Here is a 22,185-nt window from a genome sequence, read left to right as displayed (position 1 = left end):
AATGCAAACTAACGACAGCGATCGCAATGTCCACAATTAAATGCTGCTTGATCGAACCCAAATGCACTTAAGAGAAATCGCCAACGACACGCACGAGTGTTCAGATATTCATTAATTTGATCCGCGACATTGAGTTGTCCTGGAGATTGTAAGCGTGTCTGATGAATAATGTAATTGAAAGGATCTTGCCATTCAAGTTGACCATTACTGTGAAGTAGTGCAAGGGCGATCGCACTTTCAGCATCTCGCGGAACTTCACCTTTTGTAGGTAACTTTTTGGCTAACTGCTGTGCTTTGATGTATTGCGATCGCACTGATGCCGTAAAAAATTCTTGACGTTGCTTATCTTCAGAATCTAGCCATCCTGTCGGTTCACTCACAAGTGTTAAAGCAATACTGAGTTTACCATCACGCCCTGCGCGTCCAATTTCTTGCACATATTCGGAAAGTAACATTGGTGCATGAAAGTGAATTACCCAGCGGACATCGGGCTTATTAATCCCCATGCCAAATGCTGAGGTACAAACCACAACAGGTATTTTGCTACTTAACCAGTGATTTTCAATTTCTCGACGTTCTTCTGGGCTTAAACCTGCATGGTAAGCAGCTGTAGTGTAACCTTGTTGGTTCAACCATTGAGCTAAACTTTCGCTATCTCGACGTGTACGCACATAAATTAATCCAGCCTGTTTTGGTTTGGCTTGAATAAATTTTAATAACTGTTGTTTTCGACCGCGTGGTGTCCACACGGTTTGAACTTTAAGGTGGAGGTTTGAACGATAGGGATTTTGGCGAAAGAATTGAGGTTGCTGGAGTTGTAAAACTTGTTGAATTATACTTTGAGCTTGCGGATCGGCAGTAGCGGTAAAAGCAGCGATCGCAATTTTTGTTCCCTGTGGTTTTGATTGTAACAATGCAGGTCGTACTGCACCTAAACGGCGGTATGCTGGGCGAAAGGTATCTCCCCACTGTACTAAACAATGTGCTTCATCAAGAATCAGGCTGTTGATCTTTACTTGCGGTTGACACAAGCGTTCCCACACAGGTGCACTAAGCAGTGTTTCGGGTGAAAGATAAAGTAACTTGAGCTGCTGTCGTTCTAATTGCTGTAAAATTTGCTTGCGTTGATATGTTGATAATTCGCTGTGTAATAGTGCAGCTGCTAGGCGGCGATCGCGTAATTCTTTGACTTGGTTTTCCATCAAAGCGACTAACGGCGACACTACCAGCGTTAAACCAGGTTGCAGTAATGCCGGAAGTTGAAAGCAAATCGATTTACCCCCACCTGTGGGCATGATGATGAGAGTATCTTGCTGCGATAGTAAGCTACAGATAATTTCTTCCTGGGGTTGGCGGAATTCTTGATATCCCCAAATTTTTTGTAAAGTGTCTCGCAGTTTTTGCGTGGCGATCGCGTTTGACTGATTCATCAGTAATAAGGTGGATTGTCAGGATTTACTTTTAAGGTTTCCCCCAAAATGAAGTAAATGCGATCGTAAGCTTGGCGAATAAATTCGCAGCTTAACAAACCTGATCCACCTCCGTAAACTCATAAAATCAGAGTCGTATAAAACGATCGAGGTAAAACTCGTTTATTCATACCAATAAAAAGATGATTGCATCCAATATTCAACGATCTCATCTCGTATCTCCTCTGCTTCTTCTGTTAAGCGTGTATTAACACTGGAAACTTATGAACTTAATAAAATTCCTTTCTCTCAATCCAACTGATACAATATTTTGTCTTGCTCGCAACATACTCCAAACAACAAGACTATTGATACCTAAGTTATCGATATGACTTATTAAGAGTGTGTTTGTACGTAAATATTGAATTTACTTTTGAGAAAAATGGATAAAAACAAAAGTCAAGCTTACTGGCGGGCTAACACAGCTTTAATCCGAAATCTTTTAATTGTCTGGGCGCTAGTATCGCTTATTTTCAGCATTTTACTTGTTGAACCATTAAATGCGATACAACTTGGTCGAGTTCCTCTTGGTTTCTGGATGGCACAGCAAGGCTCAATTTTAACGTTTGTTGTGCTGATTTTTATTTACGCGGTGCAGATGGATCGGCTCGATCGCAAATACGGAATTAGAAAGTGAGGGTAAATCATGTCAGTTGAACTTTGGACGATTGGATTTGTTGCCCTGACTTTTGCGTTATATCTGTATATTGGTTGGCGATCGCGCGTGCGAGATAGTTCGGGTTTTTACGTCGCTGGGCAAGGTGTTCCCCCAATTGCTAACGGCGCAGCAACAGCAGCAGATTGGATGTCAGCAGCTTCGTTTATTTCGATGGCGGGGCTAATTTCCTTTTTGGGTTACGACGGTTCAATTTACTTAATGGGTTGGACTGGAGGTTATGTATTATTAGCGTTACTGTTAGCACCATATCTGCGGAAGTTTGGTAAATATACTGTGCCAGATTTCGTAGGCGATCGCTACTATTCCAACATTGCCCGTTTAGTTGCGGTTGTTGCAGCTTTGTTTGTGTCTCTGACGTATGTTGCAGGACAAATGCGGGGTGTAGGAATTGTATTCAGCCGCTTTTTACAGGTAGATATCGCTACAGGTGTGATTATCGGGATGGTGATTGTGGCATTCTTTTCTGTATTGGGAGGAATGAAAGGAATTACTTGGACACAAGTAGCACAATACTGTATATTAATCGTTGCCTTTTTGATTCCCGCATCCGCGATCGCACTTCTACTCACAGGAAACCCCATTCCACAACTAGCTTTTACTTTTAGCGATATTGTTGCGAATTTGAACCAAGTTCAACTCGACTTAGGTTTTCAAGAATATACGCAGCCGTTTGCGAATAAAACACAGTTAGATGTTCTATTCATTACGATTGCCTTGATGGTAGGAACTGCTGGATTACCTCACGTTATTGTGCGTTTTTACACGGTTCCTGATGTTCGCGCTGCGCGTTATTCAGCAGGTTGGGCATTACTGTTTATCGCCTTGTTGTATACCAGCGCTCCTGCATTAGCAACGTTTGCGCGATATAACCTGATTAATTCTTTACATAATCAAACCATTGAGGAAGTCCGTCAGCTGGATTGGGCAAATAAATGGGAACGAACAAAACTACTGGCTTTTGACGATCGAAACAACAACGGGCGGTTTGAATTAACACCCGATTCTGCAACCAACGAAATTACGATTGATCCTGATATTATTGTGCTTTCTACTCCAGAAGTTGCCAACCTGGCACCGTGGGTGATTGCTATTGTTGCAGCAGGAGGACTCGCAGCAGCATTATCTACTGCGTCAGGATTACTCTTAGTGATTTCGAGTTCAGTAGCGCACGATATTTACTATCGTATCCTCAAGCCGGACGCCACAGAAACACAACGAGTATTTGTTGGGCGAATTATGGTAGGGCTTGCAGTGGCGCTAGCAGGTTACTTCGGCATTAATCCTCCAGGATTTGTCGCGCAGGTTGTTGCTTTCGCGTTTGGTTTAGCCGCCGCTAGCTTTTTCCCTGTGATTATTCTCGGCATTTTTGATAAACGAACAAACCGTGAAGGTGCGATCGCCGGAATGGTAACAGGTTTACTCTTTACAATCTTCTATATTGTCGGTGTTAAATTCTCTGGAATGACACCGTGGTTCTTTGGCGTTTCTGCTGAAGGAATTGGTACTTTGGGCATGATCATTAACTTTATCGTCACCATAGTTGTCTCGCGTTTGACACCACCACCACCACTAGCAGTACAAGAAATGGTTGAAGACTTGCGATCGCCCGCCGGAGAATTACCACCCGAAGCTGTACATTAGGGTAGTTGGGGAGACTAAGAGAGTTATGAATGTTGAGTGTTGAGTTATGAGTTAAGAAAATTCTTTTAATTCAAAATGTGCTAAAGCACCGCTACGCTAACAAAACTCAAAACTCTATTACCTACTCTCCTACTCTCCCACACTCCACTAAGCAATCACTCTTTGTTATCTCAATTACCAATTACCGGTTACCCATTACCCATCAACCCTAAATCACTGCAATACATTCAATCTCTACCAATACATCTTTGGGCAAACGCGACACCTCGACACACGCACGGGCAGGGGCGCTAGATTCATCAAAATACTGGCTATACACAGTATTCATTGCCGCAAAATCATTCATATTAGCGAGAAACACTGTCGTTTTCACAATATCTGAAAACGTTGCACCAGCAGCTGCTAAGATTGCTTTAAGGTTTGCCATAACTTGTGTCGTTTGCTGTGATACATCATCACCCACGATCGCACTTGATGGATCGAGGGGAATTTGACCGGCAACAAAAATCATTTGACCACTTGCAGCAATGGCTTGATTATATGGTCCTACAGGTGCAGGAGCCTGAGCAGTACGAATAATTTTCCGTGTCATTGTGTATTTGATTCTAATTAAGATAAACGAGGTCGGATACCATAATGGCGATAACGCCAATAATCTCGCAAGATGCGATCGTGATCAAAGCAAAGATGCGTTGGCATCCGCCAAGATTCAAAAATCCCCAAGTTCTTTGCATCATCTCCAGCTTGTGGTTCGCCAGTTGCTGTTGCTAAAAAGACGACACTCAGCGTATGCTTGCGCGGATCGCGATTTGGATCTGAATATACCTGAAATTGTTCAATAAGTTCTACTTGCAAGCCTGTTTCTTCTTCAGCTTCGCGTAGCGCTGCAGTCTCTACAGATTCCCCATAGTCAACAAAACCCCCAGGAATTGCCCAACCTAGCGGTGAATTGAGACGCTCAATTAATACAATTGGTCGATGCGGTTTATCAACCAACTCAATAATAATGTCAACTGTGGGAACGGGATTGCGGTAGTTCATTAATTAATAAGTTCTATTTTCTTCACCTATTGAGAACTCATCAGTGGGTATCCAAGACGTTGTAATTCTACTCCAGCGATCGCCTCATATTTAACTAAATTTTCGCCTACAAGAATATCTTGCCATTTGCGCTTACTCGTACTGCCATCTGTTGCCAATGGATACTGTTCCACAGGATGTAATGATATAGCGCGTTCCACATCACTTGGTGTGACAGATAAACCAATAAACTCTGCGAGCGAGAATAGCTGTTCTGCCGTTGATTTTTTTAAATCTTCATAGTAAATAATCTTATAACTTTCAGGCGATCTTGTTGATAGCCCATCTAGCCAACCTGCTACATGAACGTGCCACTGACAAGGCCATACACTCTTATCAAAGTAAATCTCATAGGGAGAGAGATCTGATTTAATTTTGCCTTCTTTTACTTGCAGATAATAATAAGATAATAGTGCATCTCTTCCATCTCTAACAACATAGATTACTTTTGCAGGTATATCGACAAAAGGAGTATGGCTTTTAACAATGAGTGGTCTAATGCTAGGTTTTTTTTTCTTCTCTAATTTATATTTATGAATATCAGGTACTGTACTCTCTGTTAACCGCCATCCACCTCTTTTTTGATGAATTAATGCAGTTAGTAAGCGCCGTAACCAAGTATTACCAGATCTTGGGAAAGATATTAAGTAAGTTTCATTACGAGCCACTCTAGGAAAAAGGTATGGGTGATCGTAGTATGTACCAAGGACTAAACGTTTAATCTTATCATCAAGCGAATTATAGGCAGGAAGCAATAATCCACGCGCGTACATACTCTTTCCTCTGGTTGTTTATAGACCAAATTATCTACAGTTATTCGTATTTTAATATTAGGAGTAGATCTTTAAACTTCGTATTAAGAAAATCTTGAGTTTCCTGACTTAATTTTTCTTTGTGATCTCCTGGAGTGGCTTTTCTAATGTGTTTAAGTTTATTTTCTTCTACTTGATTACCGCCTCCTTTCATCTCAAATAATATATTTCTATCTTGCTCATTAATTGAAATTTGAAGGCACTCTCCTAATTGTTTTACCCATAAATCAAAGTTTTGCATGAAGTCTTCATATCGCAGCCATTGAAGATTTTGAGTTTTAATTAAGTTGCAGTACTCATCGTACATACGATAAAAGCGATCAGCCCTTTCAATAACATACTCATCTACTGATTGTTTTTGAATTCTTTCTCGAAAATCTAAAAACTCCTTTTTGCGTTCTTCGTCAAGAGGTAATGAATGACTAAACCCTAAAGAATAGTAGTTTGATACAATAACATCACGCGGGTCTCTTAGCATTAATAAAATACGATAATTTTCTATATTTTTAATAGGAACGTATTTACGTAGCGGAGCATATAAAATACCTTGAGGTTGAAAAGCTGTTAAATTTTCTTCTAAAACTTGATACATATCTTGATTAGAATACTGCCATATATAAGACTCAAAGTTAACCGGAGTTAAATTTAAATATTTTTCATTGAGATACTCAATACATTTATCCATATAAGTAGAAGCACATTTGCGCGTTGTAAAGAAGATCGCGCTTTTTTCACTACTTTGAGAAACTTTTTTGCCTTTGAGTAATTGAATCTCATTACTATATTTTTTATTTTTGTTGTAGTTAGCTTTGATTTTCTTTAATATAGGCTCTGGAACAATAGTCTTGATTGCTTGCCGTAAATACATAAATGACGACCTCAGTATAAGTTGAAGTTTTGAAAAATATTATAGAGTTATTCTCAGTGAAATTGAGTAAAACATTGCTATATTAAGCACAAATAATTACTAAGGAACTATAACAAATAGACAAAAGAAGATCATTTGGGCTTCATAACCACAGGTAGGTTTTAAACAAGGATGCAGCATGGTAAATTCATTGCGACTGCTCTTAATAATTTAGACTAAATATGCCTTTTCCCAGAGCTAGTGGTATGTTGTTACATCCCACCTCCTTCCCCAGCAAATTTGGTGTCGGCGATCTTGGCGAATCAGCCTATTCTTTTATTGATTTTTTAGTGCAAAGCGCTCAACAGTTGTGGCAGGTTTTACCACTAGGACCTACAGGTTATGGTAACTCTCCTTATGCTGCTTATTCGGCGATGGCAGGTAATCCTCTGTTGATCAGTCCTGAAAGATTAGTAGCGCAGGGATTACTGACACCGGATGACTTTGTTAATTTACCAGATCCTCACAACAAGGTCGATTTTGACCAAGTTGTACAAACTAAGATTCCTTTACTCAAGAAAGCCTGCGAAAACTTCAGGACAAAAGCAACATCACAACAGGAAGAATTTAGCCAATTTTGTACTGCTAAAGCCTATTGGTTGGATGATTATGCATTGTTCATGGCGCTGAAAGATACAAATAAGGGAATGAGTTGGTATCAATGGGAACCAGAAATCGCGCGCCGTCATCCAGAAGCTTTAGTGCGATCGCGCCAACAACTCGAAGCAGAAGTTTTTTACCACAAATTTGTGCAGTTTGAGTTTTTTCGTCAGTGGAATGAGCTAAAACATTATGCTAACGAGCATGGTATCGTCATTATTGGTGATATACCTATTTATGTAGCACATGATAGTGCTGATGTCTGGGCAAATCCAGAGATTTTTTGTTTGGATGAAGAAACAGGCGAAGTCGCTTTAATGGCCGGAGTACCACCAGATTACTTTAGTGATACTGGTCAGTTGTGGGGCAATCCCGTATACAACTGGGAAAAATTACAGCAACTGAATTTTAAGTGGTGGGTGCAGCGTTTTCAAGCAATCCTTGATTACGTAGATATAATTCGGATTGACCACTTTCGAGGATTTCAAGCTTACTGGGCGGTGCAACAAGGAGAAACGACCGCGATGAATGGAGAGTGGATTGAAGCACCAGGAGAAGCGTTATTTCATGCGATTAACGAACAGTTGGGTAAGCTGCCTGTTTTAGCTGAAGATCTAGGCGTGATTACACCCGAAGTCGAGGCGCTGCGCGATAAGTTTGAATTTCCTGGAATGAAAATTTTGCAGTTTGCCTTTGGTTCAGATGCCGCTAATCCTTTCTTACCATTCAATTTTCCACGTAACTGTGTTGTTTATACAGGAACGCATGATAATGATACGACGGTTGGTTGGTTTAATAGTGCTTCCGAGTACGAAAAAGAAAGACTCTTACGTTATTTGGGTTGTATAAGTTCTGACGGTATTCACTGGGATTTAATTCGTTTAGCTTTGAGTTCAGTAGCAAACCAAGCTCTGATTCCACTACAAGATTTATTAGGATTGGCTACAGAAGCCAGAATGAACTATCCGAGTAAACCTGAAGGCAATTGGGAATGGCGCTACTCTGCTAGTGATTTGACTCCAGAGTTAAGCGATCGCCTAAAATCTCTGACAGAATTATCTGGTCGCGCTCCTGTAAGGAGGGACTAGGAGCGAGGAGCGAGAGGCGAGTGAATATTTTTGAGTTTTGGAAAGCGCCCCTCGTGCCGGAGGCAATTATGAAAAGAATTGTTTCATAACTCAACACTCTTAACGAGTAACTTCTCTGAACCCTCAATATTCAAAGTCGCCGATTTGCTGCGAAGGTAACTTCTTGCATTTGACCAGGATTGCCTATTTGCTTGGCTTTTTCCTGGTTAAACTGTACTAACACGCCGCCTGCATTTTCTGTTCTGAGTGTAAGTTCTTCTTGGGCTTCCCAAGAACGTTGAGTTCCTTGAGGTAAAGTCCCTTCAAACTCAGTTTTCCCATCAGCAGTAATCCGCAACCACGATTGTGCTTTCAAAGTTACACTAACTCTCACTGGTTTACCGTTCTCAGTATTCTCGACAGTGCTGATAGACTTTATATCTGATTGCTGTATTTGTGTAGATGATAACTGCTTTTTAGTTTGAAGATTACTCGCTTGCATTTCTCCACGAGTTAATGTGTGAGACAAAGCATTTACCGCCCAGAAAACAACAAATAAATATAACAAGTAAAGATGAACTGGTCTTAACTGCGCTGCTGGTAAGATTCGTACTGAGGGTTTAAACTGCAATTGCTGATCTTCTCTAGGAAAGTTGCTAGACAACTCAGCTCCATCTAAACCGAGTGCATTAGCATATTGTTTAATATAACTCTGAATATAAATTGGTTCTGGAAGTTCTTCCAAACAACCTGCTTCAATCGCCCGCAGCAGATGCCGTTGAATCATAGTTTTTGCTTCTGCTGCTTCCAAGGATAAAGCTTGGGCTTGACGAGCTTGATGTAGTTGCGCACCAATTTCTAGTAATTTTTCTACTTTTCTTTGTTCGAGCGAAGGTTCAATCTCAATCTTTTTCCTACACCACTTCATAATTTGTCACTCCTTGATTGCACCTGATTCTTCAACACGTAGACGGTCTATTTGATCCCGCAAAAATTGCAGTTCAAAGTCTTTTAAGGGACGATAGCAACCCTCAGATAAGGGTGGCGGTTGTAATCGAATCAAGCCAATCGCCGTTCGCTGTAACCGATGTACGGGATATCCTAAAGCTTGAGCAATACGTCGGATTTGACGATTTCTTCCTTCTTGGAGAATAACCTCTAAGCAAGTATGTGTTTTGTTTTGAGCGATCGCACTGACCTTAGCTGGTCGAGTTCTACGACCATCCAAAATTATGCCGCGACGCCATTGTTGTAACACTGTTGGTGGTGGATGACCTTCTACCCAAACATGATAAGTTTTCGTAATATTATGTCTGGGATGAGTGAGTGCTAGTGTCAAGTCTCCATCATTGGTCAGGAGTAATGCTCCTGTAGAATCTGCATCCAAACGTCCAACAGGATGAATACCTTGACCGACACGTAATTCTGGTGACAGGAGATCCATAACAGTGCGGCGTCCTTGGGGATCGTGACGAGTAGAAATAACTCCAGCTGGTTTGTTGAGTAAGAGATAAACTGGTTGCGGACGCGATCGCAGTTGGATCAGCTTGCCATCAACTGTAATTGCATCAACCTGAGGATCGGCTTTTTGTCCTAACTCAATGACTTTTCCATTGCACTGCACCCGTCCCAGCCGAATCATCTCTTCTGCTTGTCGCCGTGACGCAACACCCCACTGGGAGAGAATTTTTTGAATTCTTTCCTCCATGATAAAAAAAATTAATCGGTTCTGCCTATATAAAATTTTGTCATTGTATGTAGTAAATTGTGTACAAATATTAAAGAAAAACTACGGGTTCAATCATAAGAGCTAGAGGCGAGAACGTGGGGAGTCAAAAGACAGAATTTGAAGCGGAACATAGTAGCCATTCTAAACAAAGTCAGATCATCACCAAAGTGTTGTCACCTGCTGTACGCCTATTGCTGAGATCGCAAGTTCAGCAGGTCGCGCATCTCGATGTTCAGATTTCAGGAGGCGATCGCCAAATTCTCTCAGGTTATATTCCCCAAGTATCTATTTCGGCGCAAAACGCAGTTTATCAAGGACTTTATCTTACCCAACTAAAAATCGCAGGCAACAATATTAAAACAAATCTGGGCGGAGTATTGCGCGGTCAACCATTACGATTACTCGAACCTATACCAGTTTTCGGCGAAGTACGCTTGGATGAATCTGATTTGAATGCTTCCTTAAAGTCTCCCTTACTTGCAGAGGCGCTGACTACCATACTTAAATCGTTTCTTACAGAAAATAGCATTACACATCAAGCAGTTCACTGGGAGCAAGTCATTCTCAGTAATGATCGCCTAACAATCAACGGCATAATGGAGAGCGATCGCCAAATGCCACTCATGCTGAACACGCGATTAGAATTAATTGATGGTCAAACATTAGCGTTAAAAGAACTACAAATTCATTCCGACACAGAACTATTTGATATCGATCATTTTCAGATCGATCTCGGCTCAGAAGTTGCAATTGAGACATTGACTTTAACTTCAGGTCAACTAATGTGTTGTGGTCGCATCAATGTTCTTCCTTAAAATTGGTAACTGGTAATTGGTAATTGGTGATTAAATAGCGATTAGCTATTGGCTATTAACTTTTTTAGGCTAAATGCTAACAGAAGAAGTGCTTTTCAAGTTCCCTATTACCCATTACCTATTACCCATTCCCAAACGTTATTTAAGCAACGATCCGATCATTTCCGACATTTGATCCGATCTTTTCCTACTGCCAATAATCATGGTTTTCTCTAAGCTAGATGGTATCAGCAATCCATTCAGCGATCGCAATTAGCCTCAAGAACAACAGTCACAGAATTGCATGATTCAATTCTACTGAACTGCAACTTGATATTTATTTCAGCTTGATAACTTAATTCCGGCTGCTGTATTAAGCACGTCGCGGATGGGTTTGTGCTAACAACACTGGCTAGCACATTACATTTAAACCCACTACTAAAAAAAGGACAAAACTATGATTATTTCAGAAAAAATCTCTAAACAGACAAAAGCGATCGTTGCACTAGCAACTTTGATGTCTGCGACAGCAATTACTACTAGCCCAGCATGGGCTGATTCATACAAAGCATTCCCAGGTAGTATGTGTCAGCACTCAACTTCTACTGATCTTCCAAAACTGGTTCGAGGATCAAATTACATATATAACTCTAGTACTTCGTATGCATATGTAGCTTGTCCCATTGTTCGGGGAGTTCCTGGAGACGATGAAGGTACTACGACTGGACCTTATACAACTGTTTATGTCCTTAAAAATTACAACAATCAGACAGTGACTTGCACTCTTTCAGGTTACTGGTCAGATAGCAGTGGTGCAAGTAGTCAGAGTGCAAGCACAAGTACTCAAGGAATGTCATCGATGAGTACTGCAAGAATTGCCAAAAGGAATATTTATGGACTTTTCTGTAGCTTAGCGCCGCATAGCGGAATTTACAGTTACTACTCGTTCTTCAAGTGAGCGTGTTCATATCAAATTGCTTTTGACGCACAAACATAGGGACATAAAGGAAAGTTGCATAACATCCATTTATTCCCTATTCAAAAATATTGAAGATTTTCTAAATCAGTTGAAAATGTATGGTTCCCTCTAATATTGAATTCGCATCTTTTCAAGATGTTTTGGATCGCATTGAAACCAAAAAAGCAGAGTTTGCTCAAGCTCCTTTATTTCAATTCATGCAAGACAGCAGTATCTCTCCATTACAACGACTAGGATTTTCTCCTTGTATCGCCCATTTCATCATGAGTTTTGGGGATCTCAATAAATATGTATTTCGTGACGAGACTAGCAACTTTGATCTAGTTCAGAACGCGATTAACGAGCATACCTATGAAGATGACCATCATTGGCATTGGTTCTTGAGAGATTTGCAGGTGCTGGGATTTGACCGTCCTCAAAGTTTTGTGGATACCTTACGATTTCTCTGGGGCAAAGACACTTGCATGACTCGGCAATTATCTTATCAACTCTCTGCATATACCCTAAATGCCGATCCAATTGTCAAAATGGCAGCTATTGAAGCTATTGAAGCCACAGGCAATATTTTATTTAGCCACACTACACGAGTTGCCCAGGAGTTACAAAGCATCACGCAACAGGAATATATTTACTTTGGCAAGTTTCATCTTACTGTGGAAACGGGACATGCCATTAGAGATGACAATAGCGAGTTTCAACTCGCATCTATTCCCTTAAGTTTGGAGATGAGACAACAAGCATTAGAGGTTGTGAATGATGTCTTCGCTCTCTTCACAGCTTGGTTAAATGAAATGTTGATCTATGCGAAACTCCACCCCGTTCAAAATTGGCTTTCTGCTACTCCTGAGCGCGTATAAATCAACACGCAGCTAAGCTCTGAAATCTTCTAAGTAGCGATCGCTAATCAAAGAATTTATTCAGTCACTTTTATACCAGCAGTTCGATCGCGAGCAGGTTGTAGGTGGTTTTGTGCTGAGCAAATAACGTTGTCGGCTGCAATTAACTGCATAAAACACTAGCTGATCTATTACATACCAACTCAAAGAAAGGAAGGATATATATGGCAATTATTATAGGCAGCCCCACTGATAGTAGCGACAATATTGTTGCAGATGCAGCTAACGACAACATAGACGCCCTCGCAGGTAACGATACCGTTGCCGGTGGTGCAGGTAATGATACTCTCCTTGGTAATACTGGTGCTGATGTTCTCATTGGTGGAGCAGGTAATGATTCCATCGATGGTGGTAGTGGTATTGACCGAGTTGTTGCTGAGCAAGCCGATGTTAACTACACTATTACCGACACTAGCCTGACTGGTAATGGCACAGATCAACTCAATTCAATTGAGAACGCAACGCTATTTACTTTAGGTGGCAATAACTTCATCGATGCGTCTGCTTTCAGTGGCTCGATTTACTCTTTTACTGGACACGGTAACGACACAATTCTTGGTGGTGCAGGCAATGATGCAATTTCTGGTCAAAGTGGCGATGACTCAATCGATGGTGGCGGTGGTTTTGATCTGTATTTTGAGTCGGGTGATGTTAACTTCTTCTTGACTAACAATAGCCTAACAGGTCAAGGCACTGATAGCCTCACCTCGATTGAAAGAGTAGTGCTGACAGGTGGTGCTAGTAGTAATATCATGAATGCTTCTAGTTTCACTGGTTCAGTGTCGCTCACCGGTAGAGGTGGCAATGACATCCTCGATGGAGGAACGGGTAACGATATCCTGAATGGCGGAGATGGCAACGACTTCTTTTCTGGTAGAGGCGGTAACGATACCTTTGATGGTGGTGCTGGCATTGACACATTAATTGAGTCGCGCAACGGAAACTTCACTCTGACCGATACTAGCTTGATAGGTAATGGTACAGATACTTTAAGTAGCATTGATCGCGTCACGCTAACCACTGCCACTGGTAATGACATCATTAATGCATCGAGTTTTACAGGAACTGTCAACTTGTTTGGTGGTGGAGGAAATGACATCCTCGCTGGAGGAGCAGGTGGCGACAGTCTTAACGGTGGAGACGGCGATGACGGTTTGAACGACAACGGAGCTAGTAACGATACTCTTGATGGTGGTGCTGGCTTTGATGTGCTGAATCAGTCAGGTAATGTCAATTTTACCTTGACCGATACCAGCTTAATAGGTAATGGCACAGATACCCTGAGCGGAATTGAATTTGTGCGACTAGAAGGCGGTTCTAGTGCTAACTCTCTCAATGCTAGGGATTTTACACGTGGAGATGTCAGACTTTTGGGTTTAGGAGGTGATGACGTTCTTATTGGCGGTACACGCAACGATCTCTTAGAAGGCGGCGATGGTAATGACAACTTCGGAGGTGGATTAGGCAATGACATCTTCAACGGTGGAGCTAACTTTGACACACTTTTTGAGTCGGGTGATGTCAACTTTACCCTAACTAGCAATAGCCTAATAGGTATTGGCACTGATAGCATTAACTCGATTGAGAGAGTAGAGCTGGTAGGTGGTTTTAGTAGTAACATCATCAATGCTTCTGGCTTCCTGGGATCTGTCAGGCTAGCGGGTGGAGGTGGCAATGATTTCCTCGCAGGAGGAGAAGGTAATGACTACATCGCTGGTAGTCCCACCGATCCTGGTGGTGCAAGAGGTAATGACCGCCTTTTTGGTGGAGATGGTAATGATATCCTGGATGGTCAGGGTGGCAACGATACTCTCATTGGTGGAGACGCTATTGACACTCAATCTGACTTCGATAGGCTTGCAGGCTTTGTTGGTGCTGATACTTTTGTCCTGAGTGACGGGAATGTGAGTCATTACCAGGGAGCGGGCTTTGCAGTAATTGAAGATTACCGATTTTTGGACGGGGATTTAATTGACTTGGCAGGCTCTCGCGACCAATACAACTTGATACTAGGAAATACTCAAGGTGGCTCAGGTATAGATACCTTTATTCACTTAAAGTCCAATGGCGATCTAATTGCGATTGCTGCCGATGCCAATTTAATTGAAGCTAGTGTCTTCATCTAGCCAAGTTGGAGCAGCTATTCAGGGCTACAAGTAGTGATGGGCTATCAGCGATCGCAACTTGCAGACAAACCTACTTTTCCTGTGGGAGCGATCGCGTATAACTCGACACGCTACTAAACTTTCAAACGGACAGCTAAGAATAATTTTTGGCACTACTGAGGAAATCACATGATTCATCATATTTCGATTGCTGTCAACAATCCACAACACGTTGCTAATGTGATTGCCGAATTGTGGCAGGGGCAGGCTGTTCCATTCCCTGGTCATGAGGGAAGCTATGTCGCATTGACTTTTGATTCTTATGGCACAGCCATTGAGGTGATGCCGAAAAGCCTCATCTTGAAGCCAGGTTTAGAAACGGAACCTGTTCAGTTTTCTGACTTCAAGCCTGCAACGAGTTATACAGCTACTCATGCAAACATTGAAGTCCTCGTGAGTGAGGCAAAAATTTGGGAGATTGCTGAGCGTGAAGGTTGGCGGGCTGTTCGATGCAGACGGGCAGGGGTAATTGACTTAATCGAGTTGTGGGTTGAAAACCAGGTAATGCTGGAATTGTTACCTCCAGACTTGATGCCAACATACCTTGCGGCTGTGCAGCCAGAAAGCCTGAGAACACTTTTGAAAAACCTGTCTGCCTGAAGGTGTCGAATTTATGTGTTGTCAATTCGATAGTTTTTCTTGCTTCGTTGTTCAGCCTTCTAAATCCCTCATTCTGGGAAGATTTTTAGACAAGGTTTCCGGTTCAAAGTCCTCCAATTTTGGGGATCGGCTTCCAGGATCTACAACCGCAGTTCGCTTCATCTACAACGACACCAACGGTAACTTATTCTTTGACCGCGATGGTGTAGATGGAGCCACCCAAGTACAGCTAGCAACACTGAAATGAGTGCGATCGCTAACTCTTTTGAAGCTTGAAAAGAGCGATCGCTAACAATCTAGGAATTCAGTTAATTCTACCAATCCAACTTGCAAAAGTTGCAAAAAAGCAGGCTGCGAGTGATTTTGTCCTCGCTAAATTTCTGCTGAACAAGCACTCTGCACAAGACCCAACAAAGGAAGTATAAAACTATGGCAATTATTTCAGGCAACCCAACCAACGGAAACGATGTCATCGTTGCGGATGGAGCTAACGACATTATTGATGCACTTGCAGGCAGCGATCGCGTCGATGGTGGCGGTGGTAATGATGCTCTGCTCGGCAACACAGGTAATGATAGTTTGTTCGGTAACACAGGTAACGATACTCTTCTAGGAAATACAGGTAACGACGTTCTCAGGGGTGGATTAGGCAATGACATTCTCGATGGTGGAGAGGGCATTGATCGCGTTACTGAGTCCGGTGATGCGACTATCCGCCTGAACAACACCAGTTTAAGAGTCGGTAATGAAACTGATACACTCAGCAACGTTGAAACGGCAACACTCACTGGAGGTGCAGGTAATAACTCAATTAGTGCCTTTGAATTCACCCTTGGATCGGTAACTCTCAATGGCTTAGCTGGCAACGATCAACTCAGAGGTGGTACTCGCGATGACACGCTCAATGGTGGAACTGGCAACGATCTTCTTGATGGTCAAGCTGGCGATGATGTCCTCAACGGTGGTGATGGCAATGATAACTTAGAGGGCGAGGCTGGCAATGACACATTAAATGGTGGCGCGGGTATTGACCGAGTTACTGAGTTCAGCGATTTCAACCTCACTTTAACCAATACTGCTTTAGTGGGTGAGGGTGTCGATCAATTAAATAGTATTGAAACCGCGTTACTACGTGGTGGTAACAATGGCACTGTTGTTGATGCTTCTCAATTCACCTTGGGATCTGTTGATATTGGCGGTGGAAATGGCAACGATCTCCTCTTTGGTGGCAGTGGTAATGACGAACTTGATGCGGGTTCATCAGGCTCCGACACGCTTAGAGGTGGTTTAGGCAATGATACTTACGAAATCACTGGCTTTAATGATATCGTCATTGAGAATCCTGGGGCTGGCATCGATATCGTTGAGTCTGACGGCAGCTTTACGCTGGGAGCCAACGTAGAAAACTTGGATCTCAAAGGTTTTGACGCTGTTAACGGTACAGGTAATGAGCTTAATAACTTTATTGATGGCAACCGAGCTAATAATACGCTCAACGGAGGAGTTGGCAATGACACTCTCAAAGGCAGTCAAGGCGATGATGTCTTGATTGGCGGTAATGGTAACGATCAATTCCTCTTCAGCACAGGTCAAGCTTTTAGATTTGACGATCTTGGTGTAGATACCATTACAAACTTTGGTGTGGGTAGCGACAAGATTGTTTTATCCAAAACCACATTTGACACGCTCTTTAGTGGTGCAGGCGGTACTTTGAATCCGTCTGAGTTTGAGGTTGTCGATAGCTTCTCTGAACAGTTCTCCAGTAATGCCAAGATTACCTATAACTCGGTCAGAGGCAACTTATGTTTTAACCGCAACGGCTCAGTCGTTGTCGGCGGCGATGCGGAAGGGAATATCATTGCCGACCTCAATCCTAGCAATACTTTTGGCGGCTCTCCTAATATCAGTGCCGCAGATATCCTAATTGTTGCTTAAAAATGGTGCTTGCACTTGTAGTGGGTAAGAGTGCGAGCGCGAAGTGTTTCTGAAAGAGAATCACACCTACCCATTACCAATTACCAGGCAAGGAAAACGACATGGCAACAATTCTTGGTACTAACGGGGATGACAACAACCTTTTTGGCGGAAATGATCTCGTAGGAACGACCGGAAACGATGATATCTTTGGCTTTGCTGGCAATGATGAATTAATTGGCGATCTCGGCGATGACTTTCTTTCAGGTGGAGTGGGTAACGACATCCTCAATGGAGGGGCGGGAACTGACTTCCTTGATGGAGGTTCGGGTAACGACTCCCTCTTTGGCGGAGATATTGGGATTAATGTTCCCAGTAACATTCTCAACGGAGGTAATGGCAATGACTCCCTCCGTGGGGGAGATGGCGATGACTCGCTCTTCGGTGGTGCGGGTAATGACACGCTCTCTGGTGTTTTTGGTGTTGACAGCCTTATAGGTGGCGCAGGTAATGACGTCTATGATGTCTTTGAGCGTAATAATGTTGACACAATCGTCGAGGCTGCCAATGGTGGTATTGATACCGTCGAGTCGGATGACAGTTTTACGCTGCCTGACAATGTAGAGAACTTGGTACTCAAGTTTGAAAGTGGACTCATTGGCACGGGCAATGAACTCAACAACAATATGACATCCACGATTATCAATGTCATCCTCAGCGGGTTAGGAGGTAATGACTCGCTTAATGGAGGTTTGGGCAATGACATCCTCTCTGGAGGAGACGGTAACGATCTATTAATTGGAGGATCTGGGAGCGATCGCCTACTCGGAGGTGCAGGTGCAGACCGCTTTCGTTTCAATGCCTCGAATGAAGGAATTGATTTGATTACAGACTTCGTCGCTGTGGATGATTTTATTCAGGTTTCTGCTGCTGGTTTTGGCGGTGGGCTAAATGCAGGTGCGATCGCATCTGGTCAATTCCGCCTTGGTTCCTCTGCGGCTGATGCTAATGACCGATTCATTTACAACAACAATGGAGCGCTGTTTTTTGACTCTGATGGTACAGGTGCAGCGCTTCAAGTCCAAATTGCAACGCTTGTTGGAATTCCAACTCTTAGCGCTGTAGATATTGTTGTTATTTAACCATACTTAAGGAAATACCACTATGCTCGCTTTACGAAAAAGTTTTAGCGCTCTTTTTATCACTAGCCTGCTGTTTACAGGCTCGGTGGCTGCATTACCGGAAGCCCGCGCCCAACTTCCAGAAGCACCAGCAGATAGCTTGAGCCGCACCAATCTTTTGCTGCAAGATGAGTTATATTTTGGCAGATCTCGACCAGGCGGAATTGTCTCTGAGGAACAATTTCAAAGATTTCTGCGCAATGTCGTCACGCCGCGTTTTCCTGATGGATTGACTGTCTTCGATGCAAGCGGACAATTTCGCGGAAGTAATGGAACCATCGTTCGAGAACCAACAAAGGTCTTAATTTTGATTTATCCGAATAGCCCTGCAAAAAGACGCGCAATTGAGGAAATTATTAGCCTGTACAAGACGCAGTTTCAACAAGAATCAGTTTTGCGTGTGACAAGCGTACCAGTACGAGTTGGTTTTTGAAATTAGGTAATAGGTAATGAGTAAATATATATTTTTACGATGACCGCCGTTCTGCTTGGAACACCACAAGCAGCGTGCGGCGGCTTCGCCAATTACCAATGACTAGTTACCAAAAGTTTTAATTATCAATATGAGTCTTTTTTGTCTCGTTCACGGAGCCTTCCAAGGCGCTTGGTGTTGGGATTTGCTAATTCCCTACCTAGAAGCACAAGGTCACAAAACTGTGGCAATGGATTTGCCAATTGAAAATGCATCTACAACTCTGTCTCAATTTGCCGATACAGTCGTGCAAGTGCTGCCAAAAACTGACGATGATATTGTGCTAGTTGGTCACTCGATGGCTGGTACGATTATTCCCCTGGTTGCTGAAGTAGTAAAGGTGCGTCAACTCGTATTTGTAGCCGCGTTGATTCCACATCCTGGAGTCAGTACACTCGACCAACTTTCGCATCATCTTGGTTCTGATGCGCTCAAATCACTCAATTACCAGCCAAAAGACCCAATTATGCTCGAACAATTTCATGATGAGCCTGATATTTTTGAACCTGCTTCTGTAGGGAAAGACTTTTCAGACGCAGCAGTATTAAGGGACTTTTTCTATTCTGATTGTCAACCGGATGTAGTACAGTGGGCGATCGCGAAAAGTCGTTCGCAACAATCTCTGGCATATATTTTTGAAAAAAATCCTCTCCAAGCTTTGTCTGCGGTTGAGTGTAAATATATTGTTTGTACCAATGATCGCATCATATCTCCTACATGGTCACACTACGCTGCACGCAAGCGCTTAGGAGTTGATGCGGTTGAGTTAGCTTCTGGACATTGTCCGCATCTGTCTCATCCTGATTTTCTAGCTTCAGTATTAACAAATGATTGATTTTTGAGCAACGAACAATCGCGCTTTTACTAGGGAAGCGATCGCCGATCCAAGCTCAGATGTTTTCTAACCTTTTAATTGAATGGAGTTACTCTTATGATTCATCATATCTCAATCGACGCTTACGATCCATTGCGTGTTGCTAGCGTTTTAGCAGAAATCTTGAAGGGTAAAGCCTACCAGTTCTTTTATCCTGGTAGTTACAACGTAATGCCTTTTGACAGCTATGGTACCGGTATCGTGGTGTTTCCTCAAGGGACTGTGTGGACTCCAGGTGCTGATATCAAACCAGCTCAGTTGTTACCTTCCACATCTACTGATTTAGTGGCTATCCATGCTGCAATTTCGGTTCCCACAACTCAGCAGCAGATTGAGCAAATTGGGCAACGGGAAGGGTGGCGTGTTTTGACTCGCGATCAGGAAGACAGTATCTTCAGGCTGGTTGAGTTTTGGGTGGAGAATCGCATCTTATTGGAGTTTTTGCCACCAGGATTTGAAACCCAATATTTGCAGACGATGCAACCAGAGATGATTGAGCAAATTTTAGGACAGCCAATTCAGCTCATAGCAGTTTCTGCTCCTCGATAGGTTGCTCCTCGCGGGAATCCTTCATTCTGAATCTATTCAAGATCGCAGGTGCAGATCTGTAGAAAGGTATCGTAATCTTCCTCATAGAAAGCTCGATACAATTCAAGGTTTGTCATGTGCTGTAAAATATTGACCGTTCGGTACAAGTAATGCTACCATACCACCATGAGCCGAGGACCCGAGAAACAATTCGATCCTGAAGTTGCCCTCGCAAGGGCAATGGAAGTGTTTTGGGCACGAGGATACGAGGCGGCTAGCCTTTCCGAACTGCTTGAACACATGAGAATCGGTAAAAAGAGCCTCTATGACACGTTTGGCAACAAGCAATCGCTTTTCCTCAAGGCATTAGACTACTATGCTCAAACAGAGGTGCAATCAATTCGAGATCAGCTTTTGGTTGCGGGTTCGCCCCTGGCAAACCTTGAGCAAGTCCTACAAAATTTGCAGCAACGACATTCATTACCCAGAAGTCGAGGTTGTATGTTAGGTACAAACATTGCTGATTTTGACACAGATGATATAGAGATTGCATCGGTTTTGTGTTACCACCTCCAAAGGTTGGAAGATGCCTATTGTACCGTTATTGATCGTGCTCAAAAAGCAGGTGAAATCAGTTTAGCCGTTAACTCCCGCAACGTTGCTCGTATGCTGCTTTGCACCACTCAAGGGATGGCTTTGCTAGGTCGAGTCGTGGAAGACGAAAAGCTTTTGCAGAGTACTATAGAGGCAACAGTAATGCTGCTCAAAATGGTCTAATTTTTTTGCCTTAATTTAGACTAATTGGTCTAAGTTGATCTACAAACTATTAAGAGGAATCGCTATGGCACGCTTGAACAACAAAACAGCGGTTATTACAGGTGGAACAACAGGAATCGGGTTTGAAACTGCCAAACAGTTTGTCGTAGAAGGCGCACGGGTCATTATTACTGGACAGAATGAAGAACGTCTGCAATCCGCAGCAAAGGAACTTGGAGTTATTCCGATCCGTGCAGATGTGCGATCGCTGCACGATCTCAACGCGCTAGCAGCACAGGTAAAAGCAGAATTTGGTGGTCTTGATATTCTGTTTGCCAATGCAGGCATCGGCTTGTTTGCGCCACTAGATGTCATAGACGAAGTGTTCTACGACGATCAATTTGATATTAACGTCAAAGGTGTATTTTTCACAGTGCAAAAACTTGCAGAATTACTGAATGAAGGGGCAAGCGTCATCTTGAATGCATCAGCAGTAAGTGAGAAAGGTGCGGCTATGGGTAGTGTATACTTTGCAACAAAAGCAGCAGTGCGATCGTTGGCTCGAACCCTGGCGGCTGAATTGGCATCTCGCAAGATACGCGTGAATGCTCTTAGCCCTGGCTTTGTACCAACTAATTTTCAAAACAAAATGGGACTAGCACCTGAGGTACTCAACAGCTTTGAAAACTACATTAAGCAATCTGCCCCTCTAAAACGGTTTGGTGCAGCGGAGGAGATTGCTCTTAGTGCCGTTTTCCTTGCCAGTGATGAGTCTTCCTACATGACAGCAGCAGATCTAGTTGTTGATGGTGGCTTTATGAACGTTTGAGGCTAAGTTGTATTTTCTTAAATTGAATTGAAATACAATCTCTCTATGCTTTGTGCCGTCACAGCGATCGCTTCTCACTGATAACCCTGATGGGGTGACAGGAGGGCTAAAAGTAAAGCTAGATAATAGTTTTAAGCTTTGGGTCAAAAAAAGATAGGCTGGCTATTGACATCGCCTGCCTATCACAAAAAATGCTGCCTAAATTCTATCAGA

The 22,185-nt window shown here is 42.7% G+C and carries 23 protein-coding genes; 16 read left to right on the top strand and 7 right to left on the bottom strand.

The window, feature by feature from the left end:
* Positions 1-8: 8 nt before the first annotated feature.
* Positions 9-1,430 carry a RecQ family ATP-dependent DNA helicase gene (locus CSQ79_RS25690; RefSeq protein WP_099703954.1) on the bottom strand — a complete coding sequence of 474 codons (1,422 nt, stop codon included), beginning with the start codon at positions 1,428-1,430 and terminating at the stop codon, positions 9-11.
* A gap of 421 nt (positions 1,431-1,851) precedes the next feature.
* Here CSQ79_RS25690 and CSQ79_RS25685 point away from each other — a divergent pair, with 421 nt between their 5' ends.
* Together CSQ79_RS25685 and CSQ79_RS25680 are read left to right on the top strand one after the other, a co-directional pair.
* Positions 1,852-2,106, top strand: coding sequence for a DUF4212 domain-containing protein (locus tag CSQ79_RS25685; RefSeq protein WP_099703953.1), 255 nt, complete (start codon positions 1,852-1,854; stop codon positions 2,104-2,106).
* Between the two features lie 9 nt (positions 2,107-2,115).
* Positions 2,116-3,789 carry a sodium:solute symporter family protein gene (locus CSQ79_RS25680; RefSeq protein WP_099703952.1) on the top strand — a complete coding sequence of 558 codons (1,674 nt, stop codon included), beginning with the start codon at positions 2,116-2,118 and terminating at the stop codon, positions 3,787-3,789.
* Positions 3,790-3,997: 208 nt separating this feature from the next.
* Here the strand turns inward: CSQ79_RS25680 and CSQ79_RS25675 are convergent, their stop codons facing one another.
* The 4 genes from CSQ79_RS25675 to CSQ79_RS25660 are packed head-to-tail and all read right to left on the bottom strand — an operon-like array spanning position 3,998 to position 6,549.
* Positions 3,998-4,381, bottom strand: coding sequence for a RidA family protein (locus tag CSQ79_RS25675; protein ID WP_099703951.1), 384 nt, complete (start codon positions 4,379-4,381; stop codon positions 3,998-4,000).
* A gap of 17 nt (positions 4,382-4,398) precedes the next feature.
* Entirely contained in the window at positions 4,399-4,830 is a 432-nt protein-coding gene (locus CSQ79_RS25670; protein ID WP_099703950.1) for an NUDIX domain-containing protein, read from the bottom strand.
* A gap of 26 nt (positions 4,831-4,856) precedes the next feature.
* A complete protein-coding gene (locus tag CSQ79_RS25665; RefSeq protein ID WP_099703949.1) occupies positions 4,857-5,642 on the bottom strand; it encodes a sulfotransferase domain-containing protein in 786 nt (261 codons plus the stop codon).
* 40 nt (positions 5,643-5,682) lie between these two features.
* On the bottom strand, positions 5,683-6,549 hold the full coding sequence (locus CSQ79_RS25660) for a sulfotransferase domain-containing protein (protein ID WP_099703948.1): 867 nt from the start codon (positions 6,547-6,549) through the stop codon (positions 5,683-5,685).
* A gap of 221 nt (positions 6,550-6,770) precedes the next feature.
* On the opposite strand from CSQ79_RS25660, the gene malQ reads away from it, so the two are divergent.
* The gene (gene malQ / locus CSQ79_RS25655; protein WP_099703947.1) at positions 6,771-8,276 is read left to right on the top strand and encodes a 4-alpha-glucanotransferase; all 1,506 of its coding nucleotides are present in this window, start codon (positions 6,771-6,773) and stop codon (positions 8,274-8,276) included.
* Between the two features lie 130 nt (positions 8,277-8,406).
* Here malQ and CSQ79_RS25650 read toward each other — a convergent pair whose 3' ends face one another.
* Entirely contained in the window at positions 8,407-9,183 is a 777-nt protein-coding gene (locus CSQ79_RS25650; protein ID WP_289501548.1) for a helix-turn-helix domain-containing protein, read from the bottom strand.
* Between the two features lie 6 nt (positions 9,184-9,189).
* Positions 9,190-9,963 carry a pseudouridine synthase gene (locus tag CSQ79_RS25645; protein WP_099703945.1) on the bottom strand — a complete coding sequence of 258 codons (774 nt, stop codon included), beginning with the start codon at positions 9,961-9,963 and terminating at the stop codon, positions 9,190-9,192.
* Between the two features lie 116 nt (positions 9,964-10,079).
* On the opposite strand from CSQ79_RS25645, the gene CSQ79_RS25640 reads away from it, so the two are divergent.
* From CSQ79_RS25640 to CSQ79_RS25575, 13 genes are all read left to right on the top strand, one after another.
* A complete protein-coding gene (locus CSQ79_RS25640; RefSeq protein ID WP_099703944.1) occupies positions 10,080-10,799 on the top strand; it encodes an LmeA family phospholipid-binding protein in 720 nt (239 codons plus the stop codon).
* A 436-nt stretch (positions 10,800-11,235) separates the two neighbouring features.
* A complete protein-coding gene (locus tag CSQ79_RS25635) occupies positions 11,236-11,736 on the top strand; it encodes a hypothetical protein (protein WP_099703943.1) in 501 nt (166 codons plus the stop codon).
* Positions 11,737-11,855: 119 nt separating this feature from the next.
* On the top strand, positions 11,856-12,614 hold the full coding sequence (locus CSQ79_RS25630) for a heme oxygenase-like domain-containing protein (protein ID WP_099703942.1): 759 nt from the start codon (positions 11,856-11,858) through the stop codon (positions 12,612-12,614).
* A gap of 203 nt (positions 12,615-12,817) precedes the next feature.
* Complete coding sequence (locus CSQ79_RS25625; RefSeq protein ID WP_099703941.1) at positions 12,818-14,779, top strand: beta strand repeat-containing protein; 1,962 nt, start codon at positions 12,818-12,820, stop codon at positions 14,777-14,779.
* Between the two features lie 168 nt (positions 14,780-14,947).
* On the top strand, positions 14,948-15,418 hold the full coding sequence (locus CSQ79_RS25620) for a hypothetical protein (RefSeq protein ID WP_099703940.1): 471 nt from the start codon (positions 14,948-14,950) through the stop codon (positions 15,416-15,418).
* 13 nt (positions 15,419-15,431) lie between these two features.
* Positions 15,432-15,665 (top strand): hypothetical protein, encoded by a 234-nt coding sequence (locus tag CSQ79_RS27180; protein WP_143755506.1) that lies wholly within the window; start codon positions 15,432-15,434, stop codon positions 15,663-15,665.
* A 182-nt stretch (positions 15,666-15,847) separates the two neighbouring features.
* A complete protein-coding gene (locus CSQ79_RS25610) occupies positions 15,848-17,353 on the top strand; it encodes a calcium-binding protein (protein WP_143755505.1) in 1,506 nt (501 codons plus the stop codon).
* A gap of 101 nt (positions 17,354-17,454) precedes the next feature.
* Positions 17,455-18,474: a calcium-binding protein gene (locus CSQ79_RS25605; RefSeq protein WP_099703937.1), complete on the top strand. Its 1,020-nt coding sequence runs from the start codon at positions 17,455-17,457 to the stop codon at positions 18,472-18,474.
* Positions 18,475-18,496: 22 nt separating this feature from the next.
* A complete protein-coding gene (locus tag CSQ79_RS25600; RefSeq protein ID WP_099703936.1) occupies positions 18,497-18,946 on the top strand; it encodes a DUF3574 domain-containing protein in 450 nt (149 codons plus the stop codon).
* Positions 18,947-19,076: 130 nt separating this feature from the next.
* Positions 19,077-19,820, top strand: a complete 744-nt coding sequence (locus CSQ79_RS25595) for an alpha/beta fold hydrolase (protein ID WP_099703935.1) — start codon at positions 19,077-19,079, stop codon at positions 19,818-19,820.
* Between the two features lie 96 nt (positions 19,821-19,916).
* Positions 19,917-20,408, top strand: a complete 492-nt coding sequence (locus CSQ79_RS25590) for a hypothetical protein (RefSeq protein WP_099703934.1) — start codon at positions 19,917-19,919, stop codon at positions 20,406-20,408.
* A 165-nt stretch (positions 20,409-20,573) separates the two neighbouring features.
* Positions 20,574-21,164 (top strand): TetR/AcrR family transcriptional regulator, encoded by a 591-nt coding sequence (locus CSQ79_RS25580; RefSeq protein ID WP_099703933.1) that lies wholly within the window; start codon positions 20,574-20,576, stop codon positions 21,162-21,164.
* A gap of 64 nt (positions 21,165-21,228) precedes the next feature.
* The gene (locus tag CSQ79_RS25575) at positions 21,229-21,972 is read left to right on the top strand and encodes an SDR family oxidoreductase (protein WP_099703932.1); all 744 of its coding nucleotides are present in this window, start codon (positions 21,229-21,231) and stop codon (positions 21,970-21,972) included.
* Positions 21,973-22,185: the final 213 nt, after the last annotated feature.

The organism is Gloeocapsopsis sp. IPPAS B-1203 (assembly GCF_002749975.1).
Classification (GTDB): Bacteria; Cyanobacteriota; Cyanobacteriia; order Cyanobacteriales; family Chroococcidiopsidaceae; genus Gloeocapsopsis.
The sequence above is the reverse complement of the archived record's forward strand: the minus strand, read 5'-3'. Positions and strand labels throughout refer to the sequence as shown.